Annotated in this window: 12 protein-coding genes; 11 read left to right on the top strand and 1 reads right to left on the bottom strand. The window is 44.0% G+C overall.

Going from position 1 to position 18,476, the window contains the following annotated elements:
• Window positions 1–26 precede the first annotated feature (26 nt).
• From treC to M3593_RS07385, 4 genes are all read left to right on the top strand, one after another.
• Complete coding sequence (gene treC / locus M3593_RS07370; protein ID WP_251544036.1) at window positions 27–1,712, top strand: alpha,alpha-phosphotrehalase; 1,686 nt, start codon at window positions 27–29, stop codon at window positions 1,710–1,712.
• A gap of 323 nt (window positions 1,713–2,035) precedes the next feature.
• Window positions 2,036–2,446, top strand: a complete 411-nt coding sequence (locus tag M3593_RS07375) for a YugN family protein (protein ID WP_251544033.1) — start codon at window positions 2,036–2,038, stop codon at window positions 2,444–2,446.
• A 104-nt stretch (window positions 2,447–2,550) separates the two neighbouring features.
• Window positions 2,551–3,732 (top strand): alanyl-tRNA editing protein, encoded by a 1,182-nt coding sequence (locus M3593_RS07380; RefSeq protein WP_251544032.1) that lies wholly within the window; start codon window positions 2,551–2,553, stop codon window positions 3,730–3,732.
• A 235-nt stretch (window positions 3,733–3,967) separates the two neighbouring features.
• On the top strand, window positions 3,968–4,183 hold the full coding sequence (locus M3593_RS07385) for a hypothetical protein (RefSeq protein WP_144474649.1): 216 nt from the start codon (window positions 3,968–3,970) through the stop codon (window positions 4,181–4,183).
• Window positions 4,184–4,210: 27 nt separating this feature from the next.
• Here M3593_RS07385 and M3593_RS07390 read toward each other — a convergent pair whose 3' ends face one another.
• Window positions 4,211–5,086, bottom strand: a complete 876-nt coding sequence (locus tag M3593_RS07390) for a metal-dependent hydrolase (protein ID WP_251544030.1) — start codon at window positions 5,084–5,086, stop codon at window positions 4,211–4,213.
• Window positions 5,087–5,236: 150 nt separating this feature from the next.
• Between M3593_RS07390 and M3593_RS07395 the strand changes: the two genes are divergently transcribed.
• The 7 genes from M3593_RS07395 (at window position 5,237) to M3593_RS07425 (ending at window position 18,436) form a co-directional block, all read left to right on the top strand.
• Window positions 5,237–6,811, top strand: a complete 1,575-nt coding sequence (locus tag M3593_RS07395) for a peptide chain release factor 3 (RefSeq protein ID WP_186326635.1) — start codon at window positions 5,237–5,239, stop codon at window positions 6,809–6,811.
• Window positions 6,812–8,065: 1,254 nt separating this feature from the next.
• A complete protein-coding gene (nhaC, locus tag M3593_RS07400; RefSeq protein ID WP_251542282.1) occupies window positions 8,066–9,463 on the top strand; it encodes a Na+/H+ antiporter NhaC in 1,398 nt (465 codons plus the stop codon).
• Window positions 9,464–10,202: 739 nt separating this feature from the next.
• Window positions 10,203–13,469: an efflux RND transporter permease subunit gene (locus tag M3593_RS07405; protein ID WP_251542281.1), complete on the top strand. Its 3,267-nt coding sequence runs from the start codon at window positions 10,203–10,205 to the stop codon at window positions 13,467–13,469.
• A 188-nt stretch (window positions 13,470–13,657) separates the two neighbouring features.
• Entirely contained in the window at window positions 13,658–14,755 is a 1,098-nt protein-coding gene (locus M3593_RS07410) for an SDR family oxidoreductase (RefSeq protein ID WP_251542280.1), read from the top strand.
• 31 nt (window positions 14,756–14,786) lie between these two features.
• Window positions 14,787–16,334 carry an aldehyde dehydrogenase family protein gene (locus tag M3593_RS07415; protein ID WP_251542279.1) on the top strand — a complete coding sequence of 516 codons (1,548 nt, stop codon included), beginning with the start codon at window positions 14,787–14,789 and terminating at the stop codon, window positions 16,332–16,334.
• Between the two features lie 291 nt (window positions 16,335–16,625).
• Window positions 16,626–17,060 (top strand): hypothetical protein, encoded by a 435-nt coding sequence (locus tag M3593_RS07420; protein WP_251542401.1) that lies wholly within the window; start codon window positions 16,626–16,628, stop codon window positions 17,058–17,060.
• 188 nt (window positions 17,061–17,248) lie between these two features.
• Window positions 17,249–18,436, top strand: coding sequence for a DUF5667 domain-containing protein (locus M3593_RS07425; protein ID WP_251542278.1), 1,188 nt, complete (start codon window positions 17,249–17,251; stop codon window positions 18,434–18,436).
• Window positions 18,437–18,476 lie beyond the last annotated feature (40 nt).

Genomic DNA, 18,476 nt, shown 5'->3' on the forward strand with positions numbered 1-18,476 from the left:
ATCCTGATGGAGGTGGAAGTTTTATCATGACTGAACCATGGTGGAAAAAATCGGTTGTCTATCAAATCTATCCAAAGAGTTTTTGTGATACGACCGGCAATGGAACAGGCGACCTTCCGGGGATTATCGCCAAACTTGATTATTTAAAAGAACTGGGTGTGGATGTCATCTGGCTTACGCCAATCTATGATTCACCTCAGCGGGATAACGGTTACGATATTAAGGATTACTTCAAGATCTATGAGGAATACGGGACGATGGAAGAGTTCGATCGTCTTCTTGAAGAAGCACATAAACGCGGCATCAAGCTGATCATGGATATCGTTGTGAACCACTCATCAACTGAGCATGAGTGGTTCCAGGATGCAAGGAAATCCAAGGATAGTCCATACCGTAACTATTATATTTGGAAGGATCCAAAAGAGGATGGAAGTGCCCCGACCAATTGGGAGTCCAAATTTGGAGGAAATGCCTGGGAGTATGATGAGGCGACAGGACAATACTATCTTCATTTATTCGATGTGACCCAGGCTGATTTGAACTGGGAAAATGAACAGCTTCGTAATGAAGTTTATGAAATGATGCATTTCTGGTTCAAAAAAGGCGTTGATGGCTTCAGGCTTGATGTCATCAATCTGATCTCAAAGGACCAGGACTTCCCTGACGATGACGGCTCGGTGCCTCCGGGAGACGGCCGTAAATTTTACACAGATGGCCCTCGAGTCCATGAGTATCTGCAGGAAATGAATCGAGAAGTATTCTCTAAATATGACAGCATGACGGTCGGCGAGATGTCTTCGACCACGATTGAGAACTGCATCAAATACTCGAATCCAGAGCGGAACGAATTGAGCATGACATTCAATTTCCATCATTTAAAGGTCGATTATGAAAACGGCGATAAATGGACACTGGCTGATTTCGACTTCCTCGCACTTAAGCGGATATTATCATTATGGCAAGAAGAAATGCATAAGGGCGGGGGATGGAATGCTCTGTTCTGGTGCAACCATGACCAGCCGCGTGTTGTTTCCCGTTATGGAAATGACGGTGAATACCACCGGGAATCTGCTAAAATGCTTGGGACTGCAATCCATATGATGCAAGGTACACCTTATATTTATCAAGGTGAAGAAATAGGCATGACCAATCCTTATTTTGAAAAAATTGAGGATTATCGAGATGTGGAATCCTTGAATATGTATAAAATCAAAAAAGAAGAAGGCATGCCTGAAGAGAAAATCCTAAAAATCCTGCAGAGCAAGTCACGTGATAATTCTCGGACGCCAGTTCAGTGGAATGCCGAGGAGCACGCCGGCTTCACAAAAGGGATTCCATGGATTGATGCAGCGAAAAATTATCAGAGTGTAAATGTTGAAAATGCGCTTGCAGATGAAAATTCAGTTTTCTATCATTATAAAAAGCTGATTCAACTACGAAAGCAATACGACATCATCACATATGGTGATTACCAGCTGATTCTTGAAGAACATCCAGAACTTTTTGCATATGTCAGGAACGGACAGGATGAAAAGCTGCTTGTTGTGAACAATTTTTATGGTGTAGATACGGTGTTTGAATTGCCGGATACAGTGGAAGCTGAGGGCTTTAAGGTAGAAATCCTGCTCTCTAACTATGCCGATTCGAGTAAAGATGTGTCACGGGTCAAGCTTCGTCCGTACGAATCTGTAGTGTATCATTTAACGAAATAAATCATTTGTGGAGGCCTGAATGGGGCCTCCACTTTTTCTGTTTATTGGAAAATGTAGAGAATAAGGTCATTTTCGTAGAGATTATCCTGGAGTTCGTAGAGAATATGGACGTAACCGTAGAGATAAACTGCAAAACTGTAGAGATTAGCGGCTAAAACGTAGAGATTGGACTGGTTTTAAAAAAGATCATTTTTACGGTGCTTATGGATATCAACAAAAGTGGCTCGTCCAAATATTTTACCAGTGTGCTCTTGCATGTTTGATAACCTAATCGCGGTGGAAAAAGTGAATATACGAATCCAATACGAAATGAGGTTTGCAAAATGGTACCGATTCAATCAAATATAGATGGAAAAGAGATCACAGTGGGTGATCTGAAGAAAAACCTGGAGCCGCTTGGCTTCACGCTGAACGGCAACTGGGAATATGACCATGCCTTCATCGATTATAAAATGAATGATGATCATGGTGACCAGCAGTATGTCAGGATTCCTTTCAAGTCTACGGGCGGCCCGCTTGATAATGAAGGAACATTCGTCCAGATTGGGACACCGTTCCTCCTGGATCACCAATTTGAAACAGATGTCGATGATGAAGGGAATATTGGTGCCCTGACTGGTTCTTTCGACCAGTTCAAATCACCTGCTGACAAGGACGCTCCATTTCCGGAGGAACTTGTGGAACGTGGAAAAGTATTGGTCAACAAAGCTGAACAGGCTTTGGGGACTTTATAAACGAAGAAGACAGCTTCCGATTAGGGAGCTGTCTTTTCTATAGATATAAGGAAAAAATGATATACTTGAAAGCATAAGTTGTAATCTGGAGCGTGAGTTTGACCATGGAGAATAAGTTATATTATCAAGATGCTTACATAAAAAGCTTTACAGCTGAACTGATCAGGCAGGGAGCCGATGAGTCAGGCAGGAATTATGCAGTATTAACTCAGACAGCTTTTTACCCGACAGGCGGCGGACAGCCATTCGATACTGGCATTCTGAATGGTGTAGAAGTTGTGGATGTCGAGGAAATTGACGGAGAGATACGCCATTACATAAATGAGCTGCTGGAAGAAGGAATGCCGATAGAAGGGGAAATTGATTGGGGCCGCCGGCATGACCACATGCAGCAGCATGCAGGACAGCATATTCTTTCGGCTGCTTTCGAGGAACTGTTTGGCTATAAAACAGTCAGTTTCCATTTAGGGAAAGATACGCTCACAATTGATTTAGATACAGAAAGTCTGTCAGCGGAGGAAGCTGACATGGTTGAGGAGCTGGCTAACCAGGTAATACTTGAAAATCGTCCAGTCATTACTAAATGGGTCGATGTTGACGAATTAAAGCAATACAAACTCAGGAAAGCACTGTCAGTATCGAACAACATCAGGCTCGTCATCATACCTGAATTTGATTATAACGGCTGCGGAGGAACACATCCAAACAGTACAGCGGAAGTAGGCCACTTGAAAATCCTTGGATGGGAAAGGCAAAAGAAAATCATCCGGGTTGAGTTTGTATGTGGGCAAAGAGTTTTGAGGAAGCTCGGGCAAAAGCATGAAATCCTAAAAGAGCTGTCGGTCCTGCTGAATGCATCTGAACAGGATATGGTATCGGCAGTTAATAGACTGCTTGGCCAGAAAAAGACAACTGAAAAGTCAATCGAGGAAATGAGAGACCAATTACTTAAATATGAAGCAGCTGATCTCGCAGAAGCCAATACGGGAGAAATTATCAGCCGTGTTTATCAAAACAGGGGTATCCAGGAACTTCAAAAGCTTTCCAGGTTGCTCGCTATACAGGCAGATGACAAGGTATTCCTGTTAGTGGCTGAAAACGAAGACAAACTTCAATTTGTTTTTGCCCGGGGTAAGAACGCCCGGGGAAATTTGAAAGATTGGTCAAAACATGCTCTATCATTAATTGACGGCAAAGGCGGAGGCAGCGATCAGCTTGTTCAGGGCGGAGGCAGGTTGATGCCAGGTGAGGAATTCATCAGAGAAATTACTAGGATTATCCAATAATATGAACGCCTAATGAAAAATCCAGCATGAATTCAGGAGTAATGACCCGGTTCATAAGGAGTGATTTTGGCAGTAAAGATAGTTTTCAAACCGATATTTTTTAAAAAATCTCAAAAACACCAACTAATAACCTATTTTTTACAGTGGAACTGGTTATAGATGAAAGTTTTACCATTTAAAAATAGGTTTGACTCCCTCATAATGGAATTCAACCAGAGAAATAGGGGGAATCAGAATGTATGAAGTTGAGAGAGGATCTGTAGAAGAGGCAATCATGATCCTGCAAAATCTCGGTCTTAAAGTGAATGAATACGAGAAGACGAATTCAATGATTCCAGTAGATAAATATAAAGAGTTATTGGAATTCACGATTGCAGTAGCCAGGAAAACGAATGATATCACTGTCACAATAGATGAACTTATGGACGATATTGAAGCGAGAATGGAATAACAGAAGAGCAGCCAGTGGGCTGCTCTTTTATTTGGTCTGGGTTTTATCGATATATTCAAAGAGGAACGACTGTCCATTTCGGTAAAAGCGCGGATCATAGACTCCGAGCTTCTTGCTATCATTGACGATGACCACAAATGGCGACCATTCGTACAGTGTCTTCGCTTCCGGTTTCTGCGCAAAAAGCCCATTCAGGTCTGTTTCCTCAGAAGAAGCGAGCTCATATTGCAGCTTTCTGTCAGTGAACAGATTGTCCTGAAAGATTTTAACATTGCTGTCGTTTTTCGCAATTACTGTATATGTCCAAGGAATAAAGCCTGCTGAAAGAGCAATCTGCTTATAATCATTTTCGTACTGATTATAGATTAACCAGCCCTGGACACTCTGGACAACAATGTGCAGCGCAATGAAAACCCATGCTAATTTAAAATAATAGGGGCTTTTCGCTTTATTTTTCCTGGAAGCAATAAAGGCTGTCCCAAGAATGACCCAGAATACAAAATCAATTATCGGTATTGTGCCGAAGGTGATCCTGATGTTTGAATACGGTTCTAGATAGCCTGTTCCCCAGGCATTGAACAAATCACTCGTATTATGGATAAAGACGGCCAGCCAGCCTAGGAAAAATAATTTGAGATCCTTCACTTTAAAAAGGAGAAAAGACAGCAATACAAATAACAATGCCCAAATTGGCGTCAGAAACACAGAATGGGTGATGCCTCTGTGCCACATCTGATAAAGTCCATCATTATCCCAAAATTGAGAAATGACGTCTATGTCAGGAATTTGGCTTGCGCCAACCGCGGTCAGCAAATAGGCACGCTTTTGAGTTTTCTCCATATGTTTTTTATCAACGGCTCCATATAAGGCTAAGCCGAATAATGTATGGGTAACTGAATCCACTTTCGCACCTCCTGAAATATTATTATAATGCTTCCAGGAAAATAATTAAAAGTTCTGATATGCATTTGCAGGATTGCAAACTTTCCGCCAGAAAGATAAGATTAATTTTATGAGGAATTTTGCCTTTAAACAGAAAGGAAACATCAAATCATGAAAAAATTACAAGATGAAGTATTATCACGCAGAACGTTTGCGATTATATCCCACCCGGATGCCGGGAAAACGACGCTTACGGAGAAATTGTTGTTATTCGGCGGCGCCATCCGTGATGCGGGTACTGTAAAAGCGAAGAAAACAGGGAAGTTTGCAACCAGTGACTGGATGGAAATCGAAAAGCAGCGCGGAATTTCCGTAACCTCCAGTGTCATGCAATTCGATTATGACGGTTTCAAGGTGAACATTCTCGACACACCTGGACACCAGGATTTCTCCGAAGACACCTACAGAACATTGACAGCTGTTGACAGCGCTGTGATGATCATCGACTCAGCAAAAGGGATTGAGGACCAGACGCTCAAGCTCTTCAAGGTTTGCCGCATGAGAGGGATTCCAATCTTCACTTTTATCAATAAGCTGGATCGCCAGGGGAAAGCGCCTCTTGAATTATTAGCTGAACTTGAAGAAGTGCTTGGCATCGAATCTTATCCGATGAACTGGCCAATCGGAATGGGTAAAGAATTCCTCGGAATCTATGACCGTTTCAATAACCGGATCGAGCAATTCCGGGTTGATGAAGACAAAAGGTTTATTTCGTTAAATGAGGAAGGCGAAATTGATGGAGACCATTCTATAAAAGAGTCTTCACTGTATGAACAGACATTAGAGGAAATCATGCTTTTGGATGAGGCGGGAAATGAATTTTCCAAGGAAAAGATTGTCGATGGTACATTAACGCCGGTATTCTTTGGCAGTGCCTTGACGACTTTCGGAGTCCAGACATTCCTTGATTCATATTTACAATTCGCACCTGCGCCACAGCCAAGGAACTCTACGGCAGGAGAAATTGATCCTAAATCTGAGGAATTCTCAGGATTTATTTTCAAAATCCAGGCCAATATGAACCCGGCCCATCGTGACAGAATTGCTTTTCTGCGCATTTGCTCAGGAAAGTTCGAACGGGGAATGACCGTCCAGCTTAGCCGGACAGGAAAAACAATGAAGCTGGCGCAGTCCACCCAGTTCATGGCTGATGACCGCAGTACCGTTGAGGAAGCCGTTGCCGGTGATATCATCGGACTTTACGACCCGGGCACATACCAGATTGGCGATACCATCGTATCTGGCAAGGAAGGGTTCCTATATGAAAAACTTCCGCAGTTCACACCCGAGCTTTTCGTTAGGGTTTCGGCCAAGAATGTCATGAAGCAAAAGCATTTCCATAAAGGAATCCAGCAGCTTGTCCAGGAAGGAGCCATCCAGCTGTTCAAGACATTGAAGACGGAAGAATACCTTCTCGGTGCTGTCGGACAGCTTCAATTCGAAGTATTCGAAGCCAGGATGCGGAATGAATATAATGTTGAAGTCATCATGGAAAGACAAGGCTCCAAAATTGCCCGCTGGATCGAAGGCGACGATGTGAACGAGAATCTGTCCAGCTCCCGAAGCCTGCTTGTGGCGGACCGCTTTGACAAAAAAGTATTCCTGTTCGAAAATGAATTTGCCCTACGATGGTTCCAGGATAAAAATCCGGAAGTAAAACTTTATAACCCTATGGATGTATCCTAAACAATTTGAGTCGGCATAATTTGCCGGCTCTTTTTTGTGGGATTGGCAATCAACCGGCTTCTTTGTGGGTCTGTTTTGGACCAGAAAAGATAAAAAGCCATGCGATGGGGATCAGCGGATGTGAGGATCTGCCCGAAAGCCTGCTATGACGGCAATTTTTTATCAGAGTTTTCTCTGATTTGCGCCCGAAATCAGGAAGGGTCATAGAATATGGTCCGAGCTTGCTGCGTTCTCCGCCCGAAACCAGGAAGGGTCCAAGAATACGGTAGGAGCTTGCATTGTTCTGCGCCCGAAACCAGGAAGGGTGCAAGAATACGGTAGGAGCTTGCATTGTTCTGCGCCCGAAACCAGGAGGGGTCCAAGAATACGGTAGGAGCTTGCTTCGTTCTGCGCCCGAAATAAAGAAGGGTCCAAGAATACGGTCGGTGCTTGCATTATTCTGCGCCCGAAATAAGGAAGGGTCCAAGAATATGGTAGGAGCTTGCATTGTTCTGCGCCCGAAACCAGGAAGGGTCCAAGAATATGGTAGGAGCTTGCTGCGTTCTCCACCCGAAATAAGGAAGGGTCCAAGAATACGGTAGGAGCTTGCTTCGTTCTGCGCCCGAAATAAGGAAGGGTCCAAGAATACGGTAGGAGCTTGCTTCGTTCTGCGCCCGAAATAAGGAAGGGTCCAAGAAAACGGTAGGAGCTTGCTTCGTTCTGCGCCCGAAATAAGGAAGGGTCCAAGAAAACGGTAGGAGCTTGCTTCGTTCTGCGCCCGAAATAAGGAAGGGTCCAAGAATACGGTGGGAGCTTGCTTCGTTCTCCGCCCGATACCAAGAAGTGGCCATGCATATGGTCGGAGGTTGTTCCACACCATGCTCGAAATCCTGCTAGAAGGATGCTTCGATCGCTTCTGCTCAATTGCATGTCAGAACTCCCCCTCCAAACTATACGACAGTTTTTTCTTGACGTTCTATTACTTTCATAATATAGTATTAGTATTCTATAATGCTTTTATGCATAAAAGCGTTTAAGTGAAAAAGAAATATAGTGCTGACAGAAACTAGTAGAATCGCCATGAGCAGCAAATAGAAACTGGATGGCAGATGAAAATCCAGGCAGTGGCAGATTCGAAATACACCTGTCTCAAAAAGGCACTGTTAACGAAGTGGGTAGACAAATTGTTTGCCAATTAGGGTGGTACCGCGGAGCTCCTTCGTCCCTATACGTTGAGGAGTTTTTTGCATTTTACAACTAATTGGAGGAATCAGCATGATACATCAAAATGAATCCATCACTTTAAAAACTTCCGAGGCCGCAGCGGTTATAGTGCTGCTTTTGGCAGGTATAAGCTATGGCATGATCAAGTTGGAATTAATGCCCCATATTCCTGTCATTATGGGAATCATGGCGCTGATGATTTATGGATTATTGAAAAAAATTAAGATGGCCGATCTTGAAAAAAGTATGGTTGAAGGTGCAAAGGCCGGCCTTGGCGCAGTAATGATATTTTTCTTCATCGGCATGCTTGTCAGCAGCTGGATTGCTGCTGGTACCATTCCGACTCTGATATTTTTTGCATTCGATCTGGTGACTGGCAAATGGTTCTATGCAATTGTCTTTATCATCACATCTATAGTTGGATTGAGCATAGGAAGTTCGTTGACCACATCGGCAGTGATTGGGGTAGCTTTCATTGCAGTCAGTGAAGCACTGGGTTTCTCCCTGGCTATCACAGCCGGAGCGGTGATTTCTGGTGCCTTTCTGGGGGATAAAATGTCGCCGCTATCTGATACGACGGTGCTCGCTTCATCCACTGTTAAGGTGGACCTGTTTGAACATATTAAAAATATGTCCTGGACAACGATCCCTGCTTTCTTCATTTCACTTATTTTATTTGGGTTTCTATCGCCAGAGCTCCATTCAGCGGATTTCACCCAACTAGCGAATTTGCAGAACACCCTTATGAAGATGAACCTTGTACACTGGTACTCTTTGATTCCGCTGGCGGTCATCTTGGTTCTGGCTATAAAAAAAGTATCATCAATTATGACCCTTGCAGCAGGGACTCTCACAGCGATGGCAATCAGTATGTTCATTGTCCCAAAGCAAGAGTGGAAAACGCTGCCGGAAATTTTATATTCTGGCTATGTTTCCGAAAGCGGAAATGCCCAGTTGGATTCACTGTTGTCAAGGGGCGGAATTGAAAGCATGTTTTTCTCCATATCACTGGTTCTTCTTGCCTTGAGCATGGGCGGATTGTTATTCAAACTCGGGGTACTGCCCTCGTTATTACAAGGTCTTGCCGGCAGGCTTGAAAAAGGACCTGTGCTGATTGGTTCAGCCGCATTGTCTGCTCTCGGAATCAACTTGCTGATCGGTGAGCAATACCTTTCGATCCTTTTGACAGGGAATACCTTCGCAGACCATTTTGAAAGAGCCGGGCTGCACGCGAAAAACCTGTCCCGTGTCCTCGAAGATGCAGGCACGGTAACCAATCCGCTTGTTCCCTGGAGCGTTTGCGGTGTTTTCCTCAGCAGTGTCCTGGGAGTCAGCACAATGGAGTATGTTCCCTTTGCATTCTTTTGCCTGCTGTCACCTGTATTGACCCTTGCAGCAGGTTTCACCGGTATAACTTTATCAAAGACTAGGAAAAACGCGGTAGCTTAGGCTCCCGCGTTTTTTATGCTGAGTATGTGCCCGAAACCCGATAGAACAAAGGATTTGGGTAACATAAACCCCGAGTATGTGCCCGAAACTAGGAAGAACAAAGGATTTGGGTAACATAAACCCCGAGTATGTGCCCGAAATCCAAGAGAACACAGGATTTGGGTAAAATAAACCCCGAATATGTGCCCGAAATCCAAGAGAACACAGGATTTGGGTAACATAAGCCCCAAATATGTGCCCGAAACTAGGAAGAACAAAGGATTTGGGTAACATAAGCCCCAAATATGTGCCCGAAGCCAGGGGGAACACAGGATTTGGGTAAAATAAACCCCGAATATGTGCCCGAAACCCTGGAGAACACAGGATTTGGGTAAAATAAACCCCGAGTATATGCCCGAAACCCGGGAGAACAAAGGATTTGGGTAACATAAACCCCGAGTATGTGCTCGAAACCCGTGAGAACAGAGGATTTGGGTAACATAAACCCTGAATATGTACCCTTAATCCAAATAACTATCAAGTTGGGGCACCCGCCCTAATGAGAAATCTGGTGTCAGTTAGGGGATTTGAGTTTGATTAATCCGTTGCTTCATTTAAAATGGAGGGTATGTTGAAAATTGTTCTAAACATTGCATATTGGATAGTTGAATTATCCTTGATGCTTCACTATATTAAGTATGGTATCTTTAAAAAAATGTCCGGTCAGTCATAAGGTTTTACCGCCGAAAGGAGTTAGCGTATGAAAGTCAGCAATTTTTCGATCAGGAGACCTGTTTTTACATTGGTTACGATGTTTTTGGTCTTGATTCTCGGGGTGGTTTCATTGATGAGGATTCCTTTGAAGCTCATTCCGGATATAAATCCGCCTGTTGGTGTGGTGGTGACGAATTATCAGGGAGCAAGTCCTGAAGAGGTTATGGAGAAGGTGACGAAGCCGCTGGAGGCGAATCTGGCTACACTGCCGGGAATCAAAACGATGACATCGACTTCCCAGGAGGGTGCAAACCTGATCCTGATGCAGTTTTCATGGACCACCAATATTGATGATATACAGGATGAGGTCATCCAAAGGCTGGATATGACGCCTATTCCGGACGATGCGAACAAGCCAAGGTTCATGAAGTTTGACCCGTCTCAATTCCCTATCATCCAGCTATCACTAAGCTCTGGAAAGGATGAATCGGCGTTAAGAGAACTTGCGGAAGAGCTCGAATTGGAACTCACCAAGGTTGAGGGGGTTGCAAGCATCAATTTATCGGGCACATCCGTACGTGAAGTGAGGGTGAAACTGGACCAGGAAAAGTTGAGGGATTATAAGCTGAGTCAGTCGGACATTGTCGATCTAATCAGAGCGAATGATGTCTCGATGCCAGGAGATACGATTTTGACCGACGGCAAAGAACTGACCACGAGGGTCATCAGTACTCTGGATTCGCTGGATACATTGAAGAATCTGACGGTGTTCACCAATCCGGTGACCAAACAAAAGGTGACCCTGGATGATGTCGGAAACGTCGAACTGCAAAAACAGGATGACCGGACGATCACAAGGACGAATCAGACTCCGTCAGTGCTGCTGAGTGTCCTTCAGCAGTCTGATGCGAATACGGCAGCAGTATCAAAAGCGTTCCTTGATGAGCTTGAAACCTTGCTTGAGAGAGATAAATACGCTGGAATCAAGTCTGATGTACTCTTTGACCAGGGCGATTATATAAAACTGGCGATCGGCAATATTTCAAACTCGCTTATTGTCGGAGGCCTATTGGCGATGCTGGTGCTGTTCTTCTTCCTGAGAAATGTGAAGAGTCCGCTCATCATCGGGATTGCTATTCCTTATTCTGTTATTTTTACGTTCGTATTGATGTTTTTCGCTGACTTTACATTGAATATCATGACGCTTGGCGGCCTGGCTCTCGGAATCGGGATGCTCGTGGATAATGCCATTGTCGTCATTGAAAATATTTACCGGCATCTGTCAATGGGCAAGGATTCGAAAACCGCTGCCAGGGATGGTTCCAGGGAAGTTGGTGCTGCAATTACTGCTTCGACTTTGACGACAGTTGCCGTGTTCTTGCCGGTTGTATTCATATCCGGAATCATAGGGGAACTGTTCACAGAGTTTGCATTGACGATTTCATTCAGTTTGTTTGCATCATTGGTTGTCGCTTTGACAGTTGTCCCGATGCTGGCAAGCAGGCTGCTGAAGGCGCCTAAGAAAAATATTGAAGCGAGAAGGCAGCGCTCCAGCTCGATGAGAGGACTTGAGAAATCAGTCAGGTGGGCTCTGCGTCATCGTTTTGCCGTCATTCTGATCACACTGCTGATGCTTGCCGGAGGCGCTTATGGAGTGACGACGGTCGGTACGCAGTTCATCCCGCCTACAGATGAGGGCTTCTTCAGCATCAGGGTTAATCTTGAAAATGGATCAGCTTTGACAGAGACCGAAAAGGTTTTGTCAGCGTTGGAAGATAAGTTGAAAGATGAAGAAGATGTAGATGTATACGTAAGTCTGGTCGGAACAACCCAGGAGGCCTCCTTCAGAGGTACTACAAACACGAATATCGGGGAATTGTATGTAAAAATGGATGAGCTGGAGGAAAGAGAAATCAGCACCTTCCAGTTTGTCGATGATGTAAAAAAAGAACTTGAGCAAGCTGCAGCTGAGGCAAACAGCAGTGCCGAGCTGAGTTTCAATCTCCAGTCCACATCAGGTTCTGCTCCTAATACACTTACATTCAATGTTCGTGATTCCAGTGAAAAAAGGCTGGATGAATCGGTTGGAAAAATATATGATTCCCTGAAGGATTTGGACGATGTCAATGAATTGACGACGAGCCAAAATGACACTGTCGAAGAAGTCCAGATCACTGTTGACAGGGAAAAGGCTCTCGCACAGGGTCTTGCACCAGCGCAAGTTGCGATGGTGGTCAACAATGTGACAAGAGGGGATATGGCGACCCAAATGCCTGGAGAGGATGAAGAGATTCTCGGTGTTTTTGTGGAATATGACCGCAATGTAACCCAGAATATCGATAATCTAAAGAAACTGCTGATCAAGAAGCCTGATGGCAACTATGTTTCACTTGGCCAGATTGCCAATATTGAAACGGGCAGCGGACCTGTTAAAATCCAGAGAATCAATCAGCAGGGTGCAGTTGAATTCACAATGAAATACAAGTCTTCAACGAATCTTGGAGATATGTCCAAACAAGTGGATAAAAAGATAGAAGAGCTTGATTTGCCTGATGAAACCGAGATTGTATTCAGTGGGGACAGAGAACTCCTCGAATCTTCAATTGATGACTTGCTTCTAGCTTTCGTTCTTGCAATCATCCTGATTTATCTTGTCATGGCTGCGCAGTTCGAATCATTGAAGTATCCATTTGTCATCATGTTCACTGTGCCGTTGATGGTAATTGGAGTTGCCATTGCATTGACCGCAACGCAAACTCCAGTCAGCTTAACCGTAATTATCGGTATTATTGTCCTTGCAGGGATTGTAGTGAACAACGCGATTGTGATTGTCGATTACATCAATCAGAAGAAGGAGCGCGGTTTGAATCCGCATGAGGCGATTGTTCTGTCGGTAAAAGACCGCGCACGTCCAATCCTGATGACGGCTTTAACTACGATTCTTGGTTTGATTCCGCTCGCACTTGGAATTGGCGAAGGTACCGAAATCAATCAGCCAATGGGGATCACTGTTATTGGCGGTTTGATCAGCAGTACGTTCCTGACACTGTTCGTGATACCGGTTGTCTACAGCTTTTTTGACAGGGATTATCGCAGAAGAAATAAAATGTATGCAACACCAGATGGCCATCTTGTACCAGCTTATCTGCTGAAAGAGCATATAGATCCTGAATATGAAACAGGAGTGGAGCAGCGGACAGAATCCTTCCTAAAAGGGAAATACTCGAAGGAAGAGATGACAGGTATGCTGGAGGAACTTCTCCAACAGATCAAAGAAGAAGATTCAACTCAAGATTTTAGAAGAAGAAGATAAAACGTGATGCCTGGCAGAAATCAGCCAGGCATTTTTTAGTGGCGTGTGAACTTCACGATAAAAAAGGGACTTCAATCAAAAATCATACCCGTTATTCATCGTATTTTTCAGAATAGTCAGCAAAGTGATTGCGGATGTAAGCGCTTATCGATAAAATATAGCTAATTACTGTGTTTAGGAGGACGTTCATGGAATACGGATATTTTTTCACTGGCTTTCCAGGATTCATCAGCAATCAATTGATTAGGGAAGTATTACGGAGAAATGAAGGGAAAGGGACAGTTTATGTCCTGGTATTGCCTTCTATGGCTGATAAGGCAGAGGCTGAAAGGGCTTCAATTGTTGGGGATCTTAACCTTGATGAAAGTCAATTTGAGATTATAACAGGTGACATAACGGTTTCAGGTCTGGACATAGTTCCGGAAAAGGCTGATCAACTTGAGAATACCGTCACCCATGTCTTCCACCTTGCAGCTATATATGATCTGGCAGTTCCTAAGGATATCGCTTACCGGGTGAATGTTGAGGGGACCAGGAATGTGAATGAATGGGTGGAAAAATTAAAAAATATCCAGCGCTACACGTATTTCAGCACAGCATATGTTGCCGGTAAACGAGAGGGAATCCTTTATGAAGATGAATTAATAAAGCCACCAGGATTCAAAAACTTCTATGAGGAGACTAAATATGAAGCTGAAGTTCTGGTAGACTCGCTTAAGTCAGAGATTCCGGTCACCATTATCAGGCCGGGAATCGTTAAAGGTCATTCAAAAACAGGGGAAACCATAAAATTTGATGGACCATATTTCATCATGAATTTTATCGACCGGCTTGGCTTCATGCCTTTCTTGCCTAAGCTTGGCACGGGCGAAACAGTTGTCAATCTGGTTCCTGTGGATTATATTATTGAAGCGACCACCTATTTAACATTTGCAGAAATCGGGTCAGGCAAAACGTATCATCTCACTGATCCGAAACCTTACAAAGTATCAGAGCTGTATGAAATGATGATGTTTGAATTGCTGAAGAAGCAGCCAGTGGGTTCGGTGCCTTTGTCCCTGGCTAAAGCAGGGCTTCATTTCAGGGGCTTGAGAAGGTATCTTGGTGTTGAAAAGGAGGCGCTCGATTATTTTACATGGAAGGGCCGATTTGACTCTTCCCAGGCCCAGGACGACTTGAAAGACTCAGGGATCGTATGTCCGGATTTCAGGGATGGGATTGCTGCAATGGCAGCCTTTTACCGGGAGAATAAGCATAAGCCGCATTATCAGATAAACATAATATAAATACTTGATTAGTATAGGCAGGTGAATGAGTATGCATTCAGTTGAAGATGTGCGGAGAATGCCGGTTGCCGCACCGGCTACAGGAAAAATAATCGCTGAAATGGAAGAGACGCCTGTCCATGAAATGCCGTACTTTTACGAACGGGGAAGGAAGGCCGTCGCCAGTTGGAGTACTTTGCCAATCGCCCAGCGGATCGGTTTTTTAAGAAAGCTAAAACAATTGATGGTAGATGAGATGGACGAAATTGCGCGGGTCATTTCTGATGACACAGGGAAGGTGCTCACCGAAGCTATTGTGGCTGACATTATGCCAACACTCGATGCGATCGACCACATCATCAGGCATGCTGAAAAGGTCCTGGGCAGGCAAAAAGCAAAGACACCATTATTGCTATTCGGCAAGAAATCGTTCATCGAGTATATGCCTCGTGGGGTGGTTCTCGTAATCTCTCCATGGAATTATCCTCTTCAGCTGGCGATGGTTCCTATGATAAGCGCGCTGGCAGGAGGGAACTCTGTTATTTTGAAACCCTCAGAGGTAACCCCGCTAGTCGGAAAATGTATCGAAGACCTGTTCAAGCGTTCGGGATTCCCTGATGGCACAATACAGGTTGCCCACGGAGGAAAAGAAGTGGGCGCCGCTTTCACTGCTGGCAAGCCGGATTATATCTTTTTCACGGGCTCTGTACGCACCGGAAAGATCATTCAGCAGCAGGCAGCTAAGGATTTAATTCCGACTACCCTGGAACTTGGGGGGAAAGACCCGATGGTTGTATTCGGGGATGCCAACCTGGATCGGGCAGCGAAGGCTGCTGTCTGGGGTGCTTTTACTAATAGCGGCCAGGTTTGTATGAGCGCTGAGCGTCTATATGTTGAACGGACAGTTTATGGGGAATTTCTTGAGAAATTGAAAGGTGAAGTCCATTCACTGAGACAGGGTGATGGCATCGATGATGATGTAGGTTCCATGACTTTTCCAGCCCAGAAGAACGTGGTGAAGGAGCAGCTGGATGAAGCACTTCTGCGCGGAGCTAAATTGGCTACTGGACTTAAACCGGAAGATTGGAAGGAAGGCATGTTCCTGCCGCCAACTGTCGTGACGGATGTTGAACAGGATATGAAGATCATTCAGGAGGAGACATTCGGCCCCTTGCTTCCTGTGGTCCCGTTCGATACGGAAGGAGAGGCGATTGCCTATGCTAATGGCACTGCTTTTGGGTTAAATGCGAGTGTATGGACAAAGGATAAGGAAAAAGCGCGCCGTGTTGCGTCCCGGCTGGTGTCCGGCGCTGTCGTCATCAATGACGTCATTATCACCGTAGCCAATCATGGTCTCCCGTTCGGAGGTGCAAAGGAAAGTGGCATTGGGCGATACCATTCTGAAGCAGGGTTGAGGATCTTTTGCCATGAAAAAGCGATCATGGAAGACCAGGGACTCATGAAATCAGAGATTCAATGGTATCCTTATAAAGGAAAGTATCCTTTATTCCTAAACTTGTTCAAGAGCTATTTTTCCGAAAAAAGAGATTGGGTCAACTTTGCAAAGAACTATCTCTCACTATTAAGAAGCAATAAATAAATGTTTAGCCGTTCCTTATCCAGGGACGGTTTTTATTTTTGTTTGCTATAGTGGAGATTTTATATGGATTAACGGGTATTTAAGATTATTTCTTAACAATTATCTGGAAAAATGATAATTCAAGGCACAATTTGGACAATCTAAAACAAGTAGAAGAACGAAAAGGATAAAAAAGACCCAATTCGAAATTGAAGGAATTTGGGCAATCATATATTGAAAGTCCAATAAATTGTTTAAAGGATGAAACCTGTCGTGGCGATAAAAAAGAAATTAACCAAACTAGAAGCGGTAATGTGGAGCATCGCACTGCCTGGATTTGCCCAATTGCTGACGGGCAATCTTGTGAAGGGCATATTATTTGTCTTACTAGAGTTCCTTGTTAACGTGCAAAGTAATTTTAACAAAGGAATAATGTACAGCTTTCTTGGTGAAACGGGAATGGCCATGCAGGTTATGGATTATCAGTGGCTGATGTTTTACCCCTGTCTATATATGTTCGCCATGTGGGATGCATACAGGAGCGTGATGCCGGAAGATGAAAAAATCACGTTTTTGCCTTTCGTTTTTTCGGCCTACTTTGTGACTGTTGGTTTGATGATCTCACCCAAGATCAACATTCTTGGTATCTTTCCCGGTCCTGTGTTTTTGCCGATGATGTTCGTCATTCCTGGTGTACTGGTCGGTTTAATGATCAGGAAACTGATTTTAAGGTTCTATAGCGAATAAACCATCTACATACTAATCCTGCCCGGTTTTTAAAAAATCAATGATAAAACAATGAAGGGATAATTCCGGTCGATTACAGGCTGGAATTTTTTATTTTTTTTATAAAACCCCCATAACCCCCCAAGTGCAAACGTAACCATTTAGTGATTAAAGCGGCCGCTCTTAAAAACACATGAGGTGAACAGAGAATGAAAAAACTATCTAACCAAGAGATGAAGAAAATCGCAAAGAGTACTCTAGCTTTAGTGCTTGCTGGAACGTTCACTTTTTCTCCAATTGCAATGGCAGAAGAAAACCATTCTGAGCTTGAGACAGTAGAACTGCAAAATATCAGCCCGGAAGAAATTGAAGATGCAAAATCTCAGGTAGAAGAATTAGAAGAAATCAATCCAACGTTGATTCCTGGGGACTTCTTCTACTTTACCAAAATAGTCTTGGAGAAAATCAGGCTTGCTTTTACATTTGATCAGGCTGAAGAAGCAGAATTGCTCGCTACATATGCATCTGAACGCCTAGCTGAGGCTAGTGCATTGTTCGCAGAAGGAAAAGAAGAAGAAGCGCTTAAAGTGATTGAAGCGGCAGTTCAATATATGGAAACCTCTCAGGACATCGTTGACGAGGAAACCTCAACAGAAGAAGAAATAGCTGCTGAAGACGGCAAAGTTTCTGAAGAAGATGGTGAAGGTACAGAAGCTGAGTCTGCTGAAGAAGGGGAACCAGCTGACGATTCGGATGCTGTTGAGCAAACTGAAGAAGAGACAGACGAAGCCACTGAAGAAGAAGCGGTTGAAAATGAAGGCGAAGAAGCTGTAAGTGTAGATCCTTTTGAGGAAATCGAAGGAATGCTAAGGCAGAATATCATTGCATTAAAAGCGGCTATGGAACATGTCGGCAATGAAAATGCAAAAGCACAGCTTCAAAAGAATATTGATAAGACATACGCCAAGATGGCAAAGAAATTGGCTAAAATAGAAGAAAAGTATGGTGAGAAACCAGCAGAGGAAGAAGAAACTGCTGAACCTGTTGAATTAGAACCAGTGGTTGAGCCAGACCTCCTGCCTGCAGATGAAACACCTGAGATTGAAGATGAAGCGGCAAATTCTGAAGAGACAATGCCTGTGGATGATGATTCAGTAGTCGCTGCTCCTGTAAAGGCGGAAAAAGAAAAAGCCAAGCAAGAGCGTAAAGCTGAAAAGGCTGCTGTGAAACAAGAGCGTAAAGAAGCGAAGCAGCAGGTGAAAGAAGAAAAGCGTCAGGCAAAGCAAGTTAAGAAAGAAGAAAAGCACCAGGCTAAACAAGGGAAGAAAGAAGAAAAGAAACCACAAAACAAAGCACAACACGGCAATGGCCACGGAAAAGGGAACGACAAAAATTAATATCGTTTTGAACAATAGACTCGAAAAGATAGCCAGTAAC

Origin of the sequence: Mesobacillus sp. MER 48 (assembly GCF_023714225.1) — a bacterium.
In the GTDB taxonomy this organism is placed as follows: domain Bacteria; phylum Bacillota; class Bacilli; order Bacillales; family Cytobacillaceae; genus Mesobacillus; species Mesobacillus oceanisediminis_A.